The following is an 18,854-nucleotide window of genomic DNA, read 5'->3' as shown; positions in this document are numbered from 1 at the left end:
ATATCAAATTAAATAGCTAACGTATTGTAACGTTTTATTACCAAGTCCCAACTATTACCAGTAGTTGGGACTAAAACGTATTATGAACATTATATCATTAAAGAAGAACATATAAAAGATATTATAATTTCACTTAAAAACCCTTTATAAACATTTGACAACATCGTTATCAAGTGTTTATAAAGGGTTTTTTGAATCTAATTAAAATGCCTTTATAAAAGTATTTGTGATAGAATTTGTTTATAAAGGGTTGATAAAGTATTTATAAAGGGTTGAAGATATGAAAAGTGTTAAAGAAATAAGTGAAGAATTGGAAGTTAGTAAACAGACTGTGTTTAATAATATAAAAAGATTGAATATAGAAACAATAAAAAAGGATAATACTTCATTCATTAAAAATGATGTTGATGTAGAAAAGATCATTCAAAGAATAATCAAAAATAAAAAGAAATATGGATTTGAAAGTACTAATATAAACTCAGAAAAAGTTAAAACAGATAATAAAAACAATGAATCTAAATATGACGTTCAAATAATTGAACTACTTGAAAAGCAAATAGATACTTTAAATAAGCAACTTGAAAAGCAAGAAAAACGTCATGAAACGACAATAGAATTTTATAGAAAAGAATTACAAGAAAGGTCGAAATTACTTGAAAATCAACAAGTATTAGCATTAGAAAGTAATAAAAAAATACAAAGGTTGGAGTCTGAATTAGAAGAAGAAAGGCAACTTAATTATTCTGCTAACAAGAGACAGGACATTGAAGTTCAAGAAACAATGGACAATATGGATTCTATAAATAGTAACTCAGATAATCAAAAAGAAAAAATAGTTTCTCAGTTTAGTGATGAAAGTAAAGATAAACACGAGGATAAACAAGAAGATAGTGAATCGAAACAAAGCGATAAAATAGATGATGAACAGAAAAAGGATATAAGAATCGAAAATCATTCTAAAAAAAGTCTTTGGAGTAGACTGTTTGGTAATTAAAAATAAATATAAAAGGTGCATCAAGAGTTTATAAACCCTTGATGCACCTTTTATATTGACGGTACTTCTGATAATCAGTAATTATGTGAACAAAAATAAATATCTTAAAATGTTATTTGAAATTATGATTACGTTAAAGTTTATATACTGAAATAATTAACAATACACATTACTGTGTATTGTTTTTTTATATTGTAAAATAGACTTTATTAAATTACTAAGGTACCCTTAGTCGTCTCAAAATAAAACTCAATCCTTTTATGGATTGAGTTAGACAGACTATTTTACAATGATAACGGGAATTTTTGAACGTTTAGCCACTTTGTGACTGACGCTACCCAATACCATTTCTTGTAAACTATTTAGACCACGAGACCCTAAAACAATTGCTTGATATTTACCACTATTAGCAACTGAAACCACTGTTTCTGCAGGAAGACCATGTGCAATTTTTACTTCATAATTTACATTATGTTCTACAAATAGTTCAGTTATACTGGATAATTTGTCTTCTCTTTCATTTGTTAAACTATGTCCTTGTTTACCATGTAAAACATCTGTTTTCGATTCTTCAACATTTACAACTGTAATTAAAGTAACTATAGTATTTTCATCTATAAAGTTCAAAACTTCCTGTGCTGAACGTAAACTATTTTCTGACCCATCGGCTGCTAATAAAATTGATTTATACATAAACAACACTCCTTAGTTTAAATGATTTTCATTTAGTTTGCTTAATTCTGAGACTATTTTACGACTATCTGAATTTAGTTTTTCTACATGAACAATGTTATTTTTTTCTTCGAACTTCCTTACCATTGTATCAATAGCATCTACTGCTGAATCATCCCATAAATGAGCATTATTAAAGTTTAATTCTATAATACTATTTTCAATATTAAAGCTAATTTGATCCATCATAGAGTCAATAGAAACAAAAAAGATTTGACCTTTAAAAGATAAACGGTTAGTTTTACCAAACTTCTCAGATGTTACTTCTACTTTTGATATTTTAGTAGCAAAGAATAAAGCACTGAAAATAACACCTACGACCACGCCGAGAGCTAAGTTATGTGTCATCAGTACAATTATCACTGTAAGTATCATAACAACTGCATCTGTTTTTGGTGCTTTTTGAATATATTTAAAAGAATTCCAATCAAATGTACCAATCGAAACCATAACCATAATACCTGCTAAAATTGGCATTGGAATTTGAACAACAAGTCCTCCAAGAACAATAATCATGAATATTAAGACAACACCAGCAGAAAAAGTAGATAATCTACTGTTTGCACCTGATTTGACATTGATTACAGATTGTCCAATCATGGCACAACCTCCCATACCACCGAATAATCCTGTAATCATATTAGCAATGCCTTGGCCACGAGATTCTCTGTTTTTACTACTATAAGTGTCTGTTGCATCATCTACAATTTTAGCAGTAAGTAAACTTTCTACTAGACCTACAATAGCCATAGATAGCGAGTATGGAAAAATGATTTGAAGTGTTTCTAAATTAAAGGGAACATTAGGAATTAAAAAGTGCGGTAAAGCTTGCTTAATATTTCCTAAATCACCAACAGTTCTCACGTCAGAACCTGTATACATATAAAGAGCAGTCAATACGATGATAGCTATTAATGGTGCAGGTATTGCTTTGAAAAATTTAGGGATTATATATACAATGAGTAATGTTACAATTACATATATATAAGTTGAGATTGAAATACCGAAGATATGTTCTATTTGGGACATGAAAATCATAATACCTAATGCATTTACAAAACCTATCATGACGGAATGAGGTATAAATTTCATTAAACGCCCCACTTTGAGAAGGCCTAAAACTAATTGAATTACTCCCATTAATATCGTGGCAGCTAAAAGATATTCTACACCATAATCTTTCACAAGTGGTGTAACTAATAAGGCAACAGCCCCTGTTGCACCTGATATCATTGCAGGTCTACCACCAACAATAGCAGTAACAACAGCGATGATAAATGAAGCATACAAACCAACCATTGGATCTACGCCAGCAATAATTGAAAATGCGATAGCTTCAGGGATTAAAGCTAAGGCAACCACGATACCGGCAAGTATATTTTTACCTGGCTGGTTAAACCATTCATGTTTTAATTTTTCAACCATAACTTACTCTCCTTTTTATTTAATTATATTGTAAAGTATAACAGAAAAGTTTCATATGTGTACCCTTTAATGAAACTTTCCTGTTATACTTTAGCTATAGGGTGGTGCAAGTAAATGAAATACGGTTATATCAGACCTGTTACAATAAACGATGATTTAAACGAACAAAAAAAGAAAATAGAAACCTATACAAAAAAAATAGTTGAGGAAAGTCATGCTAATAATAAAAAAAGAAATGAATTAGACCTTCTTTTAAAAAAGAAGTTGGTCTCGGGGGATGCAGTATATATTACAGATTTATGTATACTTGCAGATTCTACGAAACAATTAGTAGATATATTAGATTATCTTTCACAGAAGGATATATCTTTATATGTAATTAATTTAAACCGATATATTTATAAAAATATTCAAGGAGAATTTTTAGAAATACTACATGATATTACAGACTTTCAAAGTGATGTTGTTAAATTTAGGACACGCGTTGGATTAGAAAATTATACAAAAGAAGGAAAAAAGTTAGGCAGACCCAAACGAGATGATAAAAATCTTAGAGATGCTATAGAAATGTATATGAGCAAAAATTACACTCTAGATGAAATAAAAGAAAAAACAAACATAAGTAGAGCAACTTTATATCGTCATCTAGATAAATAAGAGATAGTAAATGTTGTTTCAAGATATAGAACATAATATAATACTGTCGATTAAAGAGGAAAGTAAAGTGATCTTTAAAACATTAAATATTAGTGAGAAAGTTTTTTTATTAGTACTCGAAAATATAGAAAGACAAGACTTAGCAAAAACATAGAAATATTTTATAATAAATACTTTCCAATATAGTGAACTACAAGATATGCTGAGTTAACGAAAAAGAAATGTAAAAAAATTCCTCTATGTCAAATACATTAAATTCAACTTTTATTGATTATGTATAAGATATACATTTTAACTACCTATAATCATCAGTTATGTTAAACTCTAACAAAAACTAAATTATCAGAAGAATTATCTAGGGTATTAAACATAGGTAAATCAATTTTCTATCGCCAATAGTATAAACATCATCCATATTAATCTGAAGATAGCTACATAATTCTTTAACAGCATAGCCTTTATTTGTATAAGGCGCCATAAACTCTATTAAATATGGTTTGTTTTGAGGTTTCTATGTTTAATCATTTAATTTTTCATTATATAAATCGAATAATTATAAAAAGTCATCATACTTTTTATTTTTTAAAAATATTTGAAAATTTAATAGTAATCCAATTATAAGATCAAATATCATTATCATTATAATCAAGGCAACTATAATCACTGTGACACTCGTTACATAACAAGCTAGTAATCTCCAGATAAAATTGACATTTTCACCAATTCCATAACTTAACATATTACAAAGTAGTAAAAGAATAATAATACCTATACTGTAAATTAAAATTGTCAGTGTATATTTTTTAATAACTCTATTAGGAAACAATAGTTCATCTATTAGGTTCTTTTTCACCAGTATCTCTCGTTCAATTCTATCTTTGTCACAGATTTTGATTTTACTATTTTTTATTTTTTCCTCTAATAAAATAACCTCGAACGATCTGCTAATTTTTAATAAATATGCAGGAAAAGCTAATGTTAAGCATAATGTAATTAATTCATTTACATTGTTCATGTAACTTATAAAATAGATGAAAGTTGCTACTAGTGCTCCTAAAAATATAGTTATATTAAGTTCTACATCAAATATTTTAAAAATATCTGCTCTATTCATCAGTTAATCATCCTTTCAAGGTTTATTAATACTAATAAATTATTAGATATAGGTATATCATATTATTAATTTAAGAAATTGTCTTTTATAATTTTACTTAATAATAAAAAAGTAGAACCATTTAAAATTAATGGTTCTACTTTTTAACTATTACTAATTTTAAAAATAAACTAATCTACAATATCTAAAAATATATGTTTAGTACTATTTTTGTTTAGTTATATCAAGTGATTTGGGAATTAACAAATAGACAACTATTGAAATGATAATCATGATAATCCCACCTACTAAAGCAGTTGCTACAAAAGCATCATTAAATGATGTTACAGCCTCGTTTGCAAGCTGTTTTATCCCCGTAGCTTTAGCTACTTCGACAGCGCCCACTACAGATTCTTCAGCTACATGAGCTAAATCTCCAACTATACCTTTTGATGAAAAAGATGAAATATCTAAAAATACACGATAAAGCATAGAAGATAGGCTACCAAGTACTGCTACACCAAAAACATTTCCAAGGTCATACATAGACTCTTCAACAGCAGCTGCATTACCTGCTTTTGATGTAGGTGTTTCTAACATTATTAGAGCAGATGCAACTGCTAGTGAAGCCGTACCAGCTCCAACTAAAATTAATGCTAAAGCCATTGTAGAATATGATAATGGATGACCAAAGAAATACATAATAAACATGCCAATGGCTGCAATTCCAATTCCGGAAGGTAACACTATTTTCGGTCCAAATCGCGCCGCTAATCCGGGTGCAATTGGTGCAAACACCATATCTCCTATTGCCATAGGTAATAGGTATAAGCCAGCTTTAAAAGGAGAAAGTTCTTCCACAACCTGTAACCATTGTGAAGCTAATAACAAAACAGATGTCATTGCAAACATTGTCATAAATGCAGCAATTGTACCAGCTGAAAATGATCTCTTTTTAAAAAGTCTTACGTCTAACATTGGATCAGAACTTGATAAATTACGTTTAACAAATATCACTATCATGGTAATTGCTAATACTATTACAACCCATGGAATAATATCTGCTAGTCCTTCTTTTGAAAATTCTTTGATACTCCATACCAGTCCAATCATGCCTGCAATTGATAAAATTGTAGAAGGAATATCCCACGAGTGAGACTTTTCTTTTGATAACTTAGACTCTGGTAATAAAAATAAACCTGCTACAATTGCTATTATCACAAACGGTACATTAATTAAAAATGCCGAGTGCCATGAAAATTGCTCAAGTAAAGCTCCTCCGATAATTGGTCCAAAAACAGCACCTATCGATGAAACGATTGACCATACAGCTAATGCAGTGGCCCTTTCTTTAGGGTTTTCAAAAATTACTCTTATCATTGAAAGAGTAGTTGGCATTATTAAAGCACCTGCAATACCAAGTAAAAATCGAATAGCTATTACGAACTCTGCACTTTCTGCGAAAAATATAGCTAATGAAACGAGGCCAAATAAAGCAAATCCAGTTAATAATGCTTTTTTTCTTCCCCATTTATCAGCAAAGGCACTCAATGGAATTATAAAGCCAGCTAAAACAAGAGAGTATATATCAACTATCCATAACTGTTGGGTACCAGAAGGCTCTAACTCTCTTACTAATTCCGGTAAAGCCATAATTAATATTGTCATATCCATTGTAACAACAAACAAACTAACAGATAATACTACTAGTGCAGTCCATCTTTTTTTTGATGTCATCATATCAGTAGTTTTTGTAAAAAATGAAATCATTTAAGTTCCCTCCAATCCTTATAGACCGTTCGATCGGTCTATAAGGATTATAATCTATTTTTTTACATATTACAACAAAAAATCTTGCGAAATTTAAATGGCTGTATTGTGTTATACAATTATTCTTTGAATTTTTGTGCTATCATTGATAGTACTTAATACTCATTAAAGGCGTGATGAACTTGAAAGATAAAATACTAGGTGTCGCAAAGGAATTATTTATAAAAAATGGATATAATGCCACTACTACTGGAGAAATTGTTAAATTATCAGAAAGTAGTAAAGGGAATCTTTATTATCACTTTAAAACAAAAGAAAATCTATTTTTAGAAATTTTAAATATAGAAGAATCTAAATGGCAAGAACAGTGGAAAAAGGAACAAATCAAATGTAAAACTAATAGAGAAAAATTTTATTTATATAATGAACTATCTTTAACAACCGAATACTATTATCCACTTCAAAACGCAATAATTGAATTTTGCACTGAATATTATAAAACTAATAGCATTAATGAAAAAATGAATAAATTAGAAAACAAATATATAGATGCTTATCATGTAATTTTTAAGGAGGGTAATTTAAATGGCGAATGGTGTATTAATGATGTTAATGCTGTTAGTAAAATAGCAGCAAACGCTGTTAATGGAATTGTTACCTTTACACATGAACAAAATATTAATGAAAGAATTAAACTTATGAACAAGTTCTCTCAAATTTTTTTAAATGGACTTAGTAAATAATTATATATATATTCTTGAAATACCAATAAATATTATTTCTAAATTACGTTCATTATTGATAAAAAATTTAAATAGTATTACTACACAAAAAGAGAGTGCGAATTCGCACTCTCTTTTTTCTTGTATAATTATTAAAAGATCATTTCAATAATATAATATGAGTTTTGAGACTCTGTGAGAGCCTCTTATTTGCATTGACGACCCATTTATCAAGATGATCCCTTATCATGCTTAATTCTATAAACTGTCTGTCTTGTGATATTAACTTCTTTCGCAATCTTACTAATTGCTTTCCCTTCTTCTAACATTTCCACCACGCGATGATAAATAATACGTTTCTGTGGGTCTTTGGCATTTGGTGAATAAAGTAAGGGGCGCCCTTTATATACGCCTTTTTCCTTCGCAACTTGAATTCCTTGCGCTTGTCGACGTTTACTTTCATTTCTCTCTTGTTCTGAAACCATTGCTAAAATTTGAACGATTAAATCTTTCATAAACTTATCCAGTAATGGATTGCCAATCACTTCATTCATCATAGGTAAGCTGGTAATCATTAACTGAACGTCTTTCTCTTTTAAATAACTCACAGTTTCAATAATTTCATCATAATCACGTCCCAAACGATCAATAGATTCCACAACGAATCGATCTCCCATTCTGACAAAATTGAGTGCTTCTTGAAATACAGGTCTATTTTCCACTGACTTTCCCGACTGTTTCTCTGTAAAGATTTTCTCCACACCAAACGTCTTTAAATTATCCAATTGTCTTTCTAAATTTTGATCTATCGATGATACTCTCGCATAACCTATAATCATTCATCTTCACTCCATAATTAATATACACCCTAATCATACGTTCTAATTGCGATAATTTCAACAACTTATTTTGTATGATTAGGGTGTACCCTTAATAGTATAATCTTTTTGACAATATATACACTTTTTATAATTTAAATAGTATCAATATCACACAATACTATATATTTACAATTGTTTGTTTGATTATATTGATATATAAGTCACAAAACCAAAAAGGGGGAATACTATGGAATTATTAACTTTGAACGAAATTAGTAAAAATATCAAAAGTAAAAAAATTCTAAAAGATGTATCTTTCACACTAAACAGTGGCGATATTATTGGATTAGTAGGTGGAAATGGTGCAGGAAAGACAACATTAATGAAGGTTATTTTAGGTCTATCCAGCTATCAATCTGGAACTCTAAAATCACATACTTTAAATAAAAGTAATGATATAGGTGCTTTAATTGAAAATCCTGGATTATATCCATTTCTTACTGGTTTTGAAAATATGAAGCTTATTAATGAAGATAAAGACACAAGTAATATTCAGCAAATTGTTGATAAGTTAGAAATGAATGATTTTATACATAGTAAAGCAAAAACTTATTCATTAGGAATGAAACAAAAGCTAGGTATCGCTCTGGCACTTTTAAATCATCCTAAATTAGTTATTTTAGATGAACCAATGAACGGCTTAGATCCAAAAGCCGTAAAAAATGTGAGAGAGACGATTATAGACTTTAAAAATCAAGGTGTAACTTTTTTAATATCTAGTCATATTTTAAGTGAACTTGTAAAAGTTACAGACTCAATTTTAATTATTGATAAAGGTAAAATTATTAAAGAGACTACTATGGAAGAATTGAACCAATCAAATGAAAGTGATTTAGAAAATATATTACTTAATATTATTGATCAAAAGGGGGAACAATCATAATGGGCACTTTAATTAATCAAGAACTTTATAAGATATTTAAAAAGAAATCATCCATTATTATCCCAATTATAATATTTATTCTAATGATTGCTATGGCAGTTTTAAGTAATAATTATGAAGATATACTTAAGCCAGAATCACAGTTCAAACAAGGGTATACAGGATTTTCTTGGATCTTCTTCTTAATGATTATTCAAGCAGCAACCATAATCACTATGGAATTTCACTATGGTACAATTAAGAACTTACTTTATAGAAACTACTCAAGAATGAGTATTATTTTAAGTAAATTTAGCGCTTTATTTATTTATTCATTAGTATTATTTATTGTTACTACTTTGATAAGCTTAGGTTTAAAATTAGTGCTATTTTCTGATATGGATATTTTAAAACAATCTGGTGACAATTTATCACTGTTACAAGAGCACTTGTTAACTGCTTTAGCTACTTATATTGGTATGTGGTTAATATTGAGTTTAACATTATTAATTTCTTGCCTTTTAAAATCACCAGGTGTTTCGATTGCTGTAGGAATTGTCTTCTACTTTGCTTCTTCTGTTATTTCAGGCATACTCTTTGCGGCAATTGCTCAATGGGAATGGTTAAAATGGAATCCTATCAACATGTTAAATTTAAGTACACAAGTATTAGATAACGAAGTATTCAAAAAAATGACTAAACTAGAGTTACATGAACTATATATTGGGAACATTGTTTATATTATTATCTTTTTAGCATTAGTTATTTTCGCTTTTAAAAAGAAAAATGTATAATTTTAGATATGCAATTTTGCATTCCTATCCACTATGGTGTTATAATGTAATTAACAAATATGATGCTAAGCATGATAAACACCGAGCCCGATAACTATTCACAGTAGTTATCGGGCTCTTTTTGGGTGTATTGACTATGTCGTCGTTTAATTATCTATCACGCTTATTTAGCCAATAAGAAAATAGCGTGAGTATAACCCCTACTATTATAGGAGCTATTAAAGATACAAATATGATGCTGAACATGATGTCACCTCCTTCCATGCTAATTACAGCACAGAAGTAAAACGACGACTTTTATATTATATCAGGTTCTGTTGCAAAGTTGAATTTATAGTATAATTTTAACAAAAAGGAGTCTTCTGTATGAACTATTTCAGATATAAACAATTTAACAAGGATGTTATCACTGTAGCCGTTGGCTACTATCTAAGATATGCATTGAGTTATCGTGATATATCTGAAATATTAAGGGAACGTGGTGTAAACGTTCATCATTCAACGGTCTACCGTTGGGTTCAAGAATATGCCCCAATTTTATATCAAATTTGGAAGAAAAAGCATAAAAAAGCTTATTACAAATGGCGTATTGATGAGACGTACATCAAAATAAAAGGAAAATGGAGCTATTTATATCGTGCCATTGATGCAGAGGGACATACATTAGATATTTGGTTGCGTAAGCAACGAGATAATCATTCAGCATATGCGTTTATCAAACGTCTCATTAAACAATTTGGTAAACCTCAAAAGGTAATTACAGATCAGGCACCTTCAACGAAGGTAGCAATGGCTAAAGTAATTAAAGCTTTTAAACTTAAACCTGACTGTCATCGTACATCGAAATATCTGAATAACCTCATTGAGCAAGATCACCGTCATATTAAAGTAAGAAAGACAAAGTATCAAAGTATCAATACAGCAAAGAATACTTTAAAAGGTATTGAATGTATTTACGCTCTATATAAAAAGAACCGCAGGTCTCTTCAGATCTACGGATTTTCGCCATGCCACGAAATTAGCATCATGCTAGCAAGTTAAGCGAACACTGACATGATAAATTAGTGGTTAGCTATATTTTTTACTTTGCAACAGAACCAATCTTTTTAAACCCTTTTTAGAGAGTTGTTGAAGCTTACTCGCAGTAAGGTTTTAGAACTCTAAAGGGTAGGTTTTGTAACAGGAAAGGGTAGATTTTGTAACAGGAAAGGGTAGATTTTGTAACAAAGATACCTAATCGTTTTGGGATTGCGTTATATATTATGTTATAGTAATATTAAATTCATTTTATAGGGTGGATTTATCATAAAACTACCCTATGTTGTTACAAAAAAGGATTAAAGGAAGAAATTTAGACGTCTTTTCCTTTAATCCTAAAACTAAAAACATATGTAGGAGTGATTATAACATGACTGGAGAGACTGTTGTGTACCGAAACGAAATGAATTTAGTACCTTTAAGAAAATTTACAAGTACAGAAGTCGATTTGTTTTTTACATTGTGTAATAAACTTAAAGAACAAGACACACGTAAACTAGAAATACCTTTTGATGAATTAAAACATCTTAGTAATTATTACTCACGATCACAAGCGCGTTTTATAAAAGATTTAGAACATGTATACGATAAAATGTTGCATTTAACTTATACAGAACGTAACGAGCAATCATTTGAAAAATTTGTATTGTTCACTTCTTATAAAGTTGATATAAAAAAACAATACCTGTCTATTAGTGTTAATAATGATTTGAAGCATATACTCAATTCAATTACTGCTGATTTCACTAAATTTGAACTACAGGAAATGACACAACTAAAATCAACTTATGCAAAAAATATGTTTAGATTACTAAAGCAATATAAACATACAGGATATTTCAAAATTCAAATTAATGATTTCAGAGAACGTTTAGATATTCCGAAAAGTTATCGAATGAGTGAAATTGATAAGTATGTATTTAAACCAATAATTAAAGAATTAGGCTTTTTATTTAAAAATCTCAATATTAATAAAATTAAAGCTAAAAAAGGACGAAAGATTGAATGGTTAGAATTTTCTTTTGAACCTGAGAAACGTATTCATTCGAAACGACAATCTAATATGATAAGTACAGGCAAACCAAAACAATATATAAGCCGTGAAATGACGCCACAATGGTTAAAAAATAACACTTATGAACCAACCACATCTAAGACATCTGCGTATACAGAAGAAGAACGTCAAGCGTTTTTACAAAAAATGAAAAAGTAAAGGAGACCCAGTTATTTGATGAAAACTGTAAAGGAAGTTTCTGAACTTTTAGATGTCTCTAAACAAACAATTCATTATCATTTAAAAAGTTTACCTTCAAATTTGAAGGTAAACAAAGTAGGTAACAAATCATTAATAGATGATAATACAATAGATTATCTAAAAACAATTTTAAATAAAAAAACGACAAAAGAATCGACAAAATTTGATGAAAAATCGACAAACAAAACAGAATCATTAAATAACCAATATAGCAGTTATATCGATAAATACATAGAGCATTTAGAATCAGAAATTCGACAAAAGAATCGACAAATTGACGATTTAACAATTGCATTAAAACAAGAACAATCTTTGAATTTAAATAGCCAAAATATATTAAGTAATACCAAAAAAATAGAAACTGATAATATAGATTCAAAAGAAGATATCATTACTCCAAAAGCATCAAAAAAAAATGAACAAAAACAATCTATCTTTTCTAAACTATTCAAAAAAAATAATGTATTCACGCCTAAAGGCGTGAATACATTATTTTCTCTAAAAAGAAATTATCACTTGTTAATTATAATATAGTTAATATTTAGCAAGTGAAGTGTGGTTTATCATATGCAAAAATCCCACTACTGTCCAAAGCAAAGTAGGGTTTTTATTTAATATACAAAATACAAAGCATTTCTATATTGACAAAGGATAAAAATCATACTAACTTATGAATATATGCTCATATATTCATAAGTTAGTATGATTTTCTTCGAGTAACAAAACATTAATTGAAATTTTATATTTTTTAACTCTATAGTTATAAAAACAAAAATTCAAATTATAGAAAATATTTTTCATCATTAAAAAGAGGAGGGATTAAATGGAAAACGATCACAATCATAATCATACACATGGCGCGAACAAAAAGACTTTATTAATTAGTTTTATTATTATTACAAGTTACATGATTGTAGAAGGGTTAGGTGGTTTCTTTACTAACAGTCTTGCGTTAATTTCAGATGCTGGTCATATGTTAAGTGATTCTATTTCTTTAGGTATTGCTTTAATTGCATTTACTTTAGGAGCGAAGCAAGCTAATACAAATAAAACTTTTGGCTACAAAAGGTTTGAAATACTAGCAGCTGTACTTAATGGTATTACTTTGATGTTAATAGCTATCTATATTTTTTATGAAGCTATTGAGAGATTTAAAAACCCCCCTGAGGTAGCTTCTACAGGCATGTTAATTATCGCCTTGGTAGGCTTGTTTATTAATATTATTGTGGCTTGGATAATGCTGCGCGGGAGCGATGTAGAAGAAAACTTAAATATGCGTGGAGCATATTTGCATGTAATAAGCGACATGCTTGGATCTATAGGTGCAGTTATAGCAGCCCTTCTCATTATATTTTTTAGATGGGGGTGGGCGGATCCTTTAGCAAGTGTGATTGTAGCAATTTTAGTACTACGTAGCGGCTTTTATGTAACAAAATCAAGTCTTCATGTATTAATGGAGGGAGCACCAAGCAATATAAATACAAAAGACATTATTAAAACTATTAAAAAATTCAAAGAAGTTAAAAATATTCATGACTTTCATGTTTGGTCAGTAACTAGCGGATTAAACGCGTTATCTTGTCATATTGTTGTAGAAGATACAATGACCATTACTGAAAATGAGTTTTTACTTAAACGTATAGAACATGAACTCAATCATCAAAATATTCAACATGTCACAATACAGACTGAAACTTCTAACAATAATCATAGTGAAAAATTGTTTTGTATCGTGAAAGAAGAAGACAGTCAACATCATCATTAAATAAACAGCCATTATTTTTTAATAATGGCTGTTTATTTAATTATTCCAATATATTTAATATATCTTTTTTGTTATTTTCAAATCCCACGTAATATTTAAACAACTTTTTTTTACCCCAAAAAATTTTTTTATAAAAAACAAATAAGGGAACAATTCGGTTGCCTGATATTTTTTTCATTTCTTCTTCTAAGTCCAAATTTTGACTTACATCTTTATGACTATAACTAATCTCTTGAGAGTTTAAATACCTTTTTGATTCTTGGCAATCAGAGCATGTAGGTCTTGTGTAAAGCTCAAGTTGTATATTTTTATCCAAATATATCTCTCCTAATATAAGTTTTAGCATACATTTTATACAAGTGTACCTCTTAAAACAAACTATAAATATTAATTTTTTATATGAAACTTTTGTATTGACTTATACCTACTAGGGGTATAATATAGATTCCAACAAGAGATACCCCGTTAGGGTATATGAGGAGGGGTGAAATTGAACACTACTACTGTTAAAAACAATGACGCATTGCTCAATAGACTCAAAAGATTAGAAGGACAAATGCGCGGTTTACAATCAATGATAGCAGAAGATAGATATTGTATAGATGTACTAGTACAAATAACAGCAATACAATCAGCCCTAAAACAAGTGGGTTTTATAGTAACTGAAGACCATATATCTAATTGTGTAAGTGAAGGTATTAAAAATGGCAACGGAGAAGAAAGTATCAAAGAATTGATGGTTGTATTAAAACAATTTTCAAAATAGGAGGAAAGAAATAATTGAGTGAAAATATTAAAAAAACCTCATTAGGTATCACAGGCATGACATGTGCAGCTTGCTCGAATAAAGTAGAAAAAAATCTAAATAAATTAGATGAAGTTAACGCTAATGTAAATCCTTCTACAGAGAAAGCTACAATTGAATATAACCCCAATGTTACATCATTAGAAGATATTGCAAATACAATTCAAAAAACAGGTTATGGAGTTTTAACCGAAAAAGTGGATCTCGATGTAATGGGAATGACGTGTGCAGCTTGTTCGAATAAAATCGAAAAAGTTTTAAATCGAATCTCAGGTGTAAATAAGGCTACAGTTAATTTAACCACAGAAAGTGCTACTGTAGAATACAACCCTGATATGACGTCTGTAGATGAATTTCAACAACGTATTAAAAACCTAGGGTATGAGGCACAACCTAAAAAAGAAGCATCAGAAAAAAGTTCCCAAAAAGAAAAACAATTAAAACGACAGTTAATTAAATTAGTTGTTTCAGCTGTTTTAGCAGCTCCATTGTTAATGACAATGTTCGTTCATTTATTTGGTATTCAAATACCACATATATTTATGAACCCGTGGTTCCAATTTGTATTAGCAACGCCTGTTCAATTTGTTATTGGTTGGCAATTTTATGTAGGCGCTTATAAAAACCTTCGTAATGGGTCAGCAAATATGGATGTTCTTGTCGCTTTAGGTACAAGCGCAGCCTTCTTTTATAGTATTTATGAATCGATTAAGTGGTTAATTAATACAAATTATGAGCCACACCTATATTTTGAAACAAGTGCTGTATTAATTACTTTAATTCTTTTCGGAAAGTATTTAGAAGCACGTGCTAAAACACAAACAACAAATGCGTTAAGTAAATTGTTGAATTTACAAGCTAAAGAAGCACGTATATTACGCAACGGTGAAGAGACTATGGTTCCTTTAAGTGAGGTAAAAGAAGGAGACTATTTAGTTATCAAACCAGGAGAAAAAATACCAGTAGATGGCAAAATAATTAAAGGTATGACTTCAATTGACGAGTCAATGTTGACAGGTGAATCTATTCCTGTTGAAAAAATGCAAAATGATAATGTTATAGGATCAACAATGAATAAAAATGGAGCAATTACTGTTGAAGCAACAAAAGTTGGTAAAGATACAGCTCTTGCCTCCATTGTTAAAGTTGTCGAAGAAGCGCAAGGTTCTAAAGCGCCAATACAAAGACTAGCAGATATTATTTCTGGATATTTTGTACCTATCGTTGTAGGTATCGCGATTTTCACATTTATTATATGGATTTCATTAGTTCAGCCGGGACAATTTGAACCAGCCTTAGTTGCTGCAATAGCAGTATTAGTTATCGCTTGTCCTTGTGCGTTAGGCTTAGCTACGCCTACTTCTATAATGGTGGGTACCGGAAAAGCTGCTGAAAATGGCATTCTATTTAAAGGTGGAGAACACATTGAAGGTACACACGCTATTAATACAGTTGTTTTAGATAAAACTGGCACTATAACAAATGGCACACCTGAAGTCACTGATTTTAGTGGAGATGATCAAACATTACAATTGTTAGCTAGTGCAGAAAAAGGTTCTGAACACCCACTAGCTGAAGCTATCGTAAGTTATGCTAAAGAAAAATCATTAGAATTTTTAGAAGTAGACCATTTTGAAGCTATACCAGGGCGCGGTATAAATGCAACAATTGATGGTAAAGAACTTTTTGTCGGAAATCGAAAACTAATGAGTGAAAAAGGAATCCAAACTAATGAAGCTGAAACAAATCTCGCTCAATTTGAAAAAGAAGGAAAAACTGCAATGCTTATAAGCGTAGATAACGAATTGAGAGGGGTTGTCGCTGTAGCTGATACAGTTAAAGATACTGCCCAACAAGCTATTCAAAAACTTCATGAATTAGGTATTGAAGTTGCTATGTTAACTGGTGATAACAAACGTACCGCACAAGCAATAGCAAAACAAGTTGGTATAGACACGATTATTGCAGAGGTTTTACCAGAAGAAAAAGCTTCTAAAGTAGCAGAAATTCAATCTGAAGGTAAAAAAGTAGCTATGGTTGGAGATGGTGTCAATGATGCTCCAGCACTAGTTAAAGCAGATATTGGTATTGCCATTGGTACAGGTACAGAAGTTGCAATCGAAGCTGCTGATATAACTATTTTAGGAGGAGACCTTTTATTAATTCCAAAAGCAATAAAAGCAAGTAAATCTACAATTCGTAATATTCGCCAAAATCTATTTTGGGCGTTTGGTTACAATGTTGCAGGTATCCCTATAGCAGCAATTGGTCTGCTAGCACCTTGGGTTGCGGGAGCAGCAATGGCTTTAAGTTCTGTAAGTGTTGTCACAAACGCTTTACGTCTAAAACGTATGAAATTATAAGAATCTTATATTTCTTGAAAGGAGGTGACAACATTGACTAACGAAGTTATTAATGTAGAAGGTATGAGCTGTGACCATTGCAAGCATTCAATTGAAAAAGCATTAAATGGATTAGATGGTGTAACATCTTCAGAAGTAAGCTTGGCGAATGGGAATGTGGAAGTTGAATTTGATGAAAATCAAGTAGCTTTCAACGACTTTAAAGAAGCTATTGAAGATCAAGGTTACGATGTAATTAAATAATTTAAATAGTTGGGCATATCGTTTAATGATATGCCCTTATTAAAAATTAAGGAGGATAAAAATATGAATCATAATCATGAATATCATTCAAACAAACCCGAAATTAAAGCAAATGTTGTATATAGAGATGGTAATATAGAAATTACGTTAGAAGATGAATTTAATAATGCCCCATTATTAGATACTATGCATGAAAAAGAAATGCATTTCGTTTTAGTATCTAATGACATGGAGAAATATTACCACCTACACCCTCAAAAAAAGCATGAAGGTTTATTTATAATTAACCAACAATTAGAGCCAGGAACTTACCAGGCTTTTGTTGATGTTACACCAAAAAACCATGTGTATTCCGTTCATCCTATTGAACTGCAAATTGGAGATAAAATAACCTCTACAACATCTTTAAATTCTGATAAAAATTGGGTAAAAGTTAACAAAGGAGTTCATGTAACTTTAAATTCTATAAGTGCTAAAGAAGATGAACATGTCCCTTTAACTTTCAATACAGAATTAACTCCCCAACCTTATTTAGGAGCTTTAGGACATGTGATTATATTTGATGAGCAATTAACTGATTATATTCATGTTCACCCAGAATCACCTGATTCTACAACCTTTTATGCTCATTTTCCTAAAAAAGGGATGTATAAAATTTGGGCAGAATTTAAATTTAATGATGAAGTGCATAGATTTACTTATAATATTAAAGTTGCATAAATCTATTAGCAAAAGCTTAAAAATCAGTAAATTGTAAAGAGTTATTTAGATAATACAAAACGCTTTATAAAAAATCGAAAATTTAAGATAGAAAGTTGATGAAGAAAGTATCAAAAAATTGTAGTGGTTGTTTATATTGCAACATTCACTGAATTTTTATAGTTAATAACCTATTATTTAAGGAGTAATTTATTGATTAAGTTTGAATATTTTGAGGAGAAAGATTTTGATTTATTAATAAACTGGATAAACTCTCCTGAACTTTTAGTCAAATGGGCAGGTACAGATTTTAATTATCCCCTAGATGAAGAACAATTAAAGGAATATATTAAAGACACAAATAAAGAAAATTCTAGTAAAATAATTTATAAAGTTATCATTGAAGAAAATAATTCAAAAAAAATTATAGGTCATATTGCTTTAAATAATATAGATTTTAAAAATTGTTCCGCCACGTTAAGTAAAGTTTTAGTAGGTGATCCGCAAATGCGTGGCCAAGGATTAGGCCCTAAAATAATAAAGAAATTATTGAAAAAGGCTTTTGAAGATTTGGGACTACACAGAATTGAATTAGGTGTTTTTGCCTTTAATAAATCAGCTATTAAAAGTTACAAAAAGATTGGATTTATAAAAGAAGGAGAAAAAAGAGACTTTAGAAAATTAAATGGAGAATATTATAATTTATGGCAAATGAGTATGTTAGAAAGCGAATGGTCTTGAATAATTTTAAACAAA

Annotated in this window: 21 protein-coding genes and 1 pseudogene; 14 read left to right on the top strand and 8 right to left on the bottom strand. The window is 29.7% G+C overall.

Annotated features, from left to right (window positions below; all coding sequences use genetic code 11):
- The first annotated feature begins 280 nt into the window (after positions 1-280).
- On the top strand, positions 281-994 hold the full coding sequence (locus MT340_RS12620) for a DUF536 domain-containing protein (RefSeq protein ID WP_002505613.1): 714 nt from the start codon (positions 281-283) through the stop codon (positions 992-994).
- A gap of 279 nt (positions 995-1,273) precedes the next feature.
- On the opposite strand, the gene MT340_RS12615 is transcribed toward MT340_RS12620, so the two are convergent.
- Together MT340_RS12615 and MT340_RS12610 are read right to left on the bottom strand one after the other, a co-directional pair.
- Complete coding sequence (locus tag MT340_RS12615; protein ID WP_002447403.1) at positions 1,274-1,687, bottom strand: universal stress protein; 414 nt, start codon at positions 1,685-1,687, stop codon at positions 1,274-1,276.
- Between the two features lie 12 nt (positions 1,688-1,699).
- Positions 1,700-3,151: a SulP family inorganic anion transporter gene (locus tag MT340_RS12610; protein ID WP_002447402.1), complete on the bottom strand. Its 1,452-nt coding sequence runs from the start codon at positions 3,149-3,151 to the stop codon at positions 1,700-1,702.
- Positions 3,152-3,265: 114 nt separating this feature from the next.
- On the opposite strand from MT340_RS12610, the gene MT340_RS12605 reads away from it, so the two are divergent.
- The gene (locus MT340_RS12605) at positions 3,266-3,808 is read left to right on the top strand and encodes a recombinase family protein (RefSeq protein ID WP_002447401.1); all 543 of its coding nucleotides are present in this window, start codon (positions 3,266-3,268) and stop codon (positions 3,806-3,808) included.
- A gap of 355 nt (positions 3,809-4,163) precedes the next feature.
- On the opposite strand, the pseudogene MT340_RS12920 reads toward MT340_RS12605, so the two are convergent.
- The 3 genes and pseudogenes from MT340_RS12920 to qac form a co-directional block, all read right to left on the bottom strand.
- A pseudogene (locus tag MT340_RS12920) lies at positions 4,164-4,298 on the bottom strand (HAD hydrolase family protein); the annotation flags it as partial.
- A 63-nt stretch (positions 4,299-4,361) separates the two neighbouring features.
- Entirely contained in the window at positions 4,362-4,922 is a 561-nt protein-coding gene (locus MT340_RS12600; RefSeq protein ID WP_001077893.1) for a hypothetical protein, read from the bottom strand.
- A 204-nt stretch (positions 4,923-5,126) separates the two neighbouring features.
- Positions 5,127-6,671, bottom strand: coding sequence for a QacA/B family quaternary ammonium compound efflux MFS transporter (qac, locus tag MT340_RS12595; RefSeq protein ID WP_243603951.1), 1,545 nt, complete (start codon positions 6,669-6,671; stop codon positions 5,127-5,129).
- A gap of 176 nt (positions 6,672-6,847) precedes the next feature.
- Between qac and qacR the strand changes: the two genes are divergently transcribed.
- Complete coding sequence (gene qacR, locus MT340_RS12590; RefSeq protein WP_001832666.1) at positions 6,848-7,414, top strand: multidrug-binding transcriptional regulator QacR; 567 nt, start codon at positions 6,848-6,850, stop codon at positions 7,412-7,414.
- Between the two features lie 209 nt (positions 7,415-7,623).
- Here the strand turns inward: qacR and MT340_RS12585 are convergent, their stop codons facing one another.
- Positions 7,624-8,232, bottom strand: a complete 609-nt coding sequence (locus MT340_RS12585; protein WP_000583527.1) for a recombinase family protein — start codon at positions 8,230-8,232, stop codon at positions 7,624-7,626.
- A gap of 229 nt (positions 8,233-8,461) precedes the next feature.
- On the opposite strand from MT340_RS12585, the gene MT340_RS12580 reads away from it, so the two are divergent.
- Positions 8,462-9,157, top strand: coding sequence for an ABC transporter ATP-binding protein (locus MT340_RS12580; RefSeq protein WP_002512557.1), 696 nt, complete (start codon positions 8,462-8,464; stop codon positions 9,155-9,157).
- Positions 9,157-9,930, top strand: a complete 774-nt coding sequence (locus MT340_RS12575; protein ID WP_053022575.1) for an ABC transporter permease — start codon at positions 9,157-9,159, stop codon at positions 9,928-9,930. The genes MT340_RS12580 and MT340_RS12575 overlap by 1 nt, the downstream gene beginning before the upstream one ends.
- Positions 9,931-10,080: 150 nt before the next feature.
- On the opposite strand, the gene MT340_RS12570 is transcribed toward MT340_RS12575, so the two are convergent.
- Positions 10,081-10,176, bottom strand: coding sequence for a type I toxin-antitoxin system Fst family toxin (locus tag MT340_RS12570; RefSeq protein WP_107365925.1), 96 nt, complete (start codon positions 10,174-10,176; stop codon positions 10,081-10,083).
- A gap of 120 nt (positions 10,177-10,296) precedes the next feature.
- Here MT340_RS12570 and MT340_RS12565 point away from each other — a divergent pair, with 120 nt between their 5' ends.
- The 4 genes from MT340_RS12565 to MT340_RS12550 all read left to right on the top strand — a co-directional run bounded on the left by MT340_RS12565 (position 10,297) and on the right by MT340_RS12550 (position 13,988).
- Positions 10,297-10,971, top strand: coding sequence for an IS6-like element IS257 family transposase (locus tag MT340_RS12565; RefSeq protein WP_058586762.1), 675 nt, complete (start codon positions 10,297-10,299; stop codon positions 10,969-10,971).
- A gap of 367 nt (positions 10,972-11,338) precedes the next feature.
- Entirely contained in the window at positions 11,339-12,181 is an 843-nt protein-coding gene (locus tag MT340_RS12560) for a replication initiation protein (protein WP_049389990.1), read from the top strand.
- 18 nt (positions 12,182-12,199) lie between these two features.
- A complete protein-coding gene (locus MT340_RS12555) occupies positions 12,200-12,757 on the top strand; it encodes a helix-turn-helix domain-containing protein (protein WP_237647332.1) in 558 nt (185 codons plus the stop codon).
- Positions 12,758-13,046: 289 nt separating this feature from the next.
- On the top strand, positions 13,047-13,988 hold the full coding sequence (locus tag MT340_RS12550; protein ID WP_001831389.1) for a cation diffusion facilitator family transporter: 942 nt from the start codon (positions 13,047-13,049) through the stop codon (positions 13,986-13,988).
- A gap of 40 nt (positions 13,989-14,028) precedes the next feature.
- Here MT340_RS12550 and MT340_RS12545 read toward each other — a convergent pair whose 3' ends face one another.
- A complete protein-coding gene (locus tag MT340_RS12545; protein WP_001831374.1) occupies positions 14,029-14,304 on the bottom strand; it encodes a glutaredoxin family protein in 276 nt (91 codons plus the stop codon).
- A 174-nt stretch (positions 14,305-14,478) separates the two neighbouring features.
- On the opposite strand from MT340_RS12545, the gene MT340_RS12540 reads away from it, so the two are divergent.
- The 5 genes from MT340_RS12540 to MT340_RS12520 all read left to right on the top strand — a co-directional run bounded on the left by MT340_RS12540 (position 14,479) and on the right by MT340_RS12520 (position 18,839).
- Positions 14,479-14,754, top strand: a complete 276-nt coding sequence (locus MT340_RS12540) for a metal-sensing transcriptional repressor (RefSeq protein ID WP_001831396.1) — start codon at positions 14,479-14,481, stop codon at positions 14,752-14,754.
- A 14-nt stretch (positions 14,755-14,768) separates the two neighbouring features.
- Complete coding sequence (locus tag MT340_RS12535; protein WP_001832797.1) at positions 14,769-17,156, top strand: heavy metal translocating P-type ATPase; 2,388 nt, start codon at positions 14,769-14,771, stop codon at positions 17,154-17,156.
- Positions 17,157-17,189: 33 nt separating this feature from the next.
- Positions 17,190-17,399, top strand: coding sequence for a copper chaperone CopZ (gene copZ / locus MT340_RS12530; RefSeq protein WP_001831373.1), 210 nt, complete (start codon positions 17,190-17,192; stop codon positions 17,397-17,399).
- A gap of 63 nt (positions 17,400-17,462) precedes the next feature.
- Positions 17,463-18,119 (top strand): hypothetical protein, encoded by a 657-nt coding sequence (locus MT340_RS12525; protein WP_001831384.1) that lies wholly within the window; start codon positions 17,463-17,465, stop codon positions 18,117-18,119.
- Between the two features lie 192 nt (positions 18,120-18,311).
- Positions 18,312-18,839 carry a GNAT family N-acetyltransferase gene (locus MT340_RS12520; protein WP_001831394.1) on the top strand — a complete coding sequence of 176 codons (528 nt, stop codon included), beginning with the start codon at positions 18,312-18,314 and terminating at the stop codon, positions 18,837-18,839.
- Positions 18,840-18,854 lie beyond the last annotated feature (15 nt).

This window comes from Staphylococcus sp. NRL 16/872, assembly GCF_022815905.2.
In the GTDB taxonomy this organism is placed as follows: domain Bacteria; phylum Bacillota; class Bacilli; order Staphylococcales; family Staphylococcaceae; genus Staphylococcus.
The sequence above is the reverse complement of the archived record's forward strand: the minus strand, read 5'-3'. Positions and strand labels throughout refer to the sequence as shown.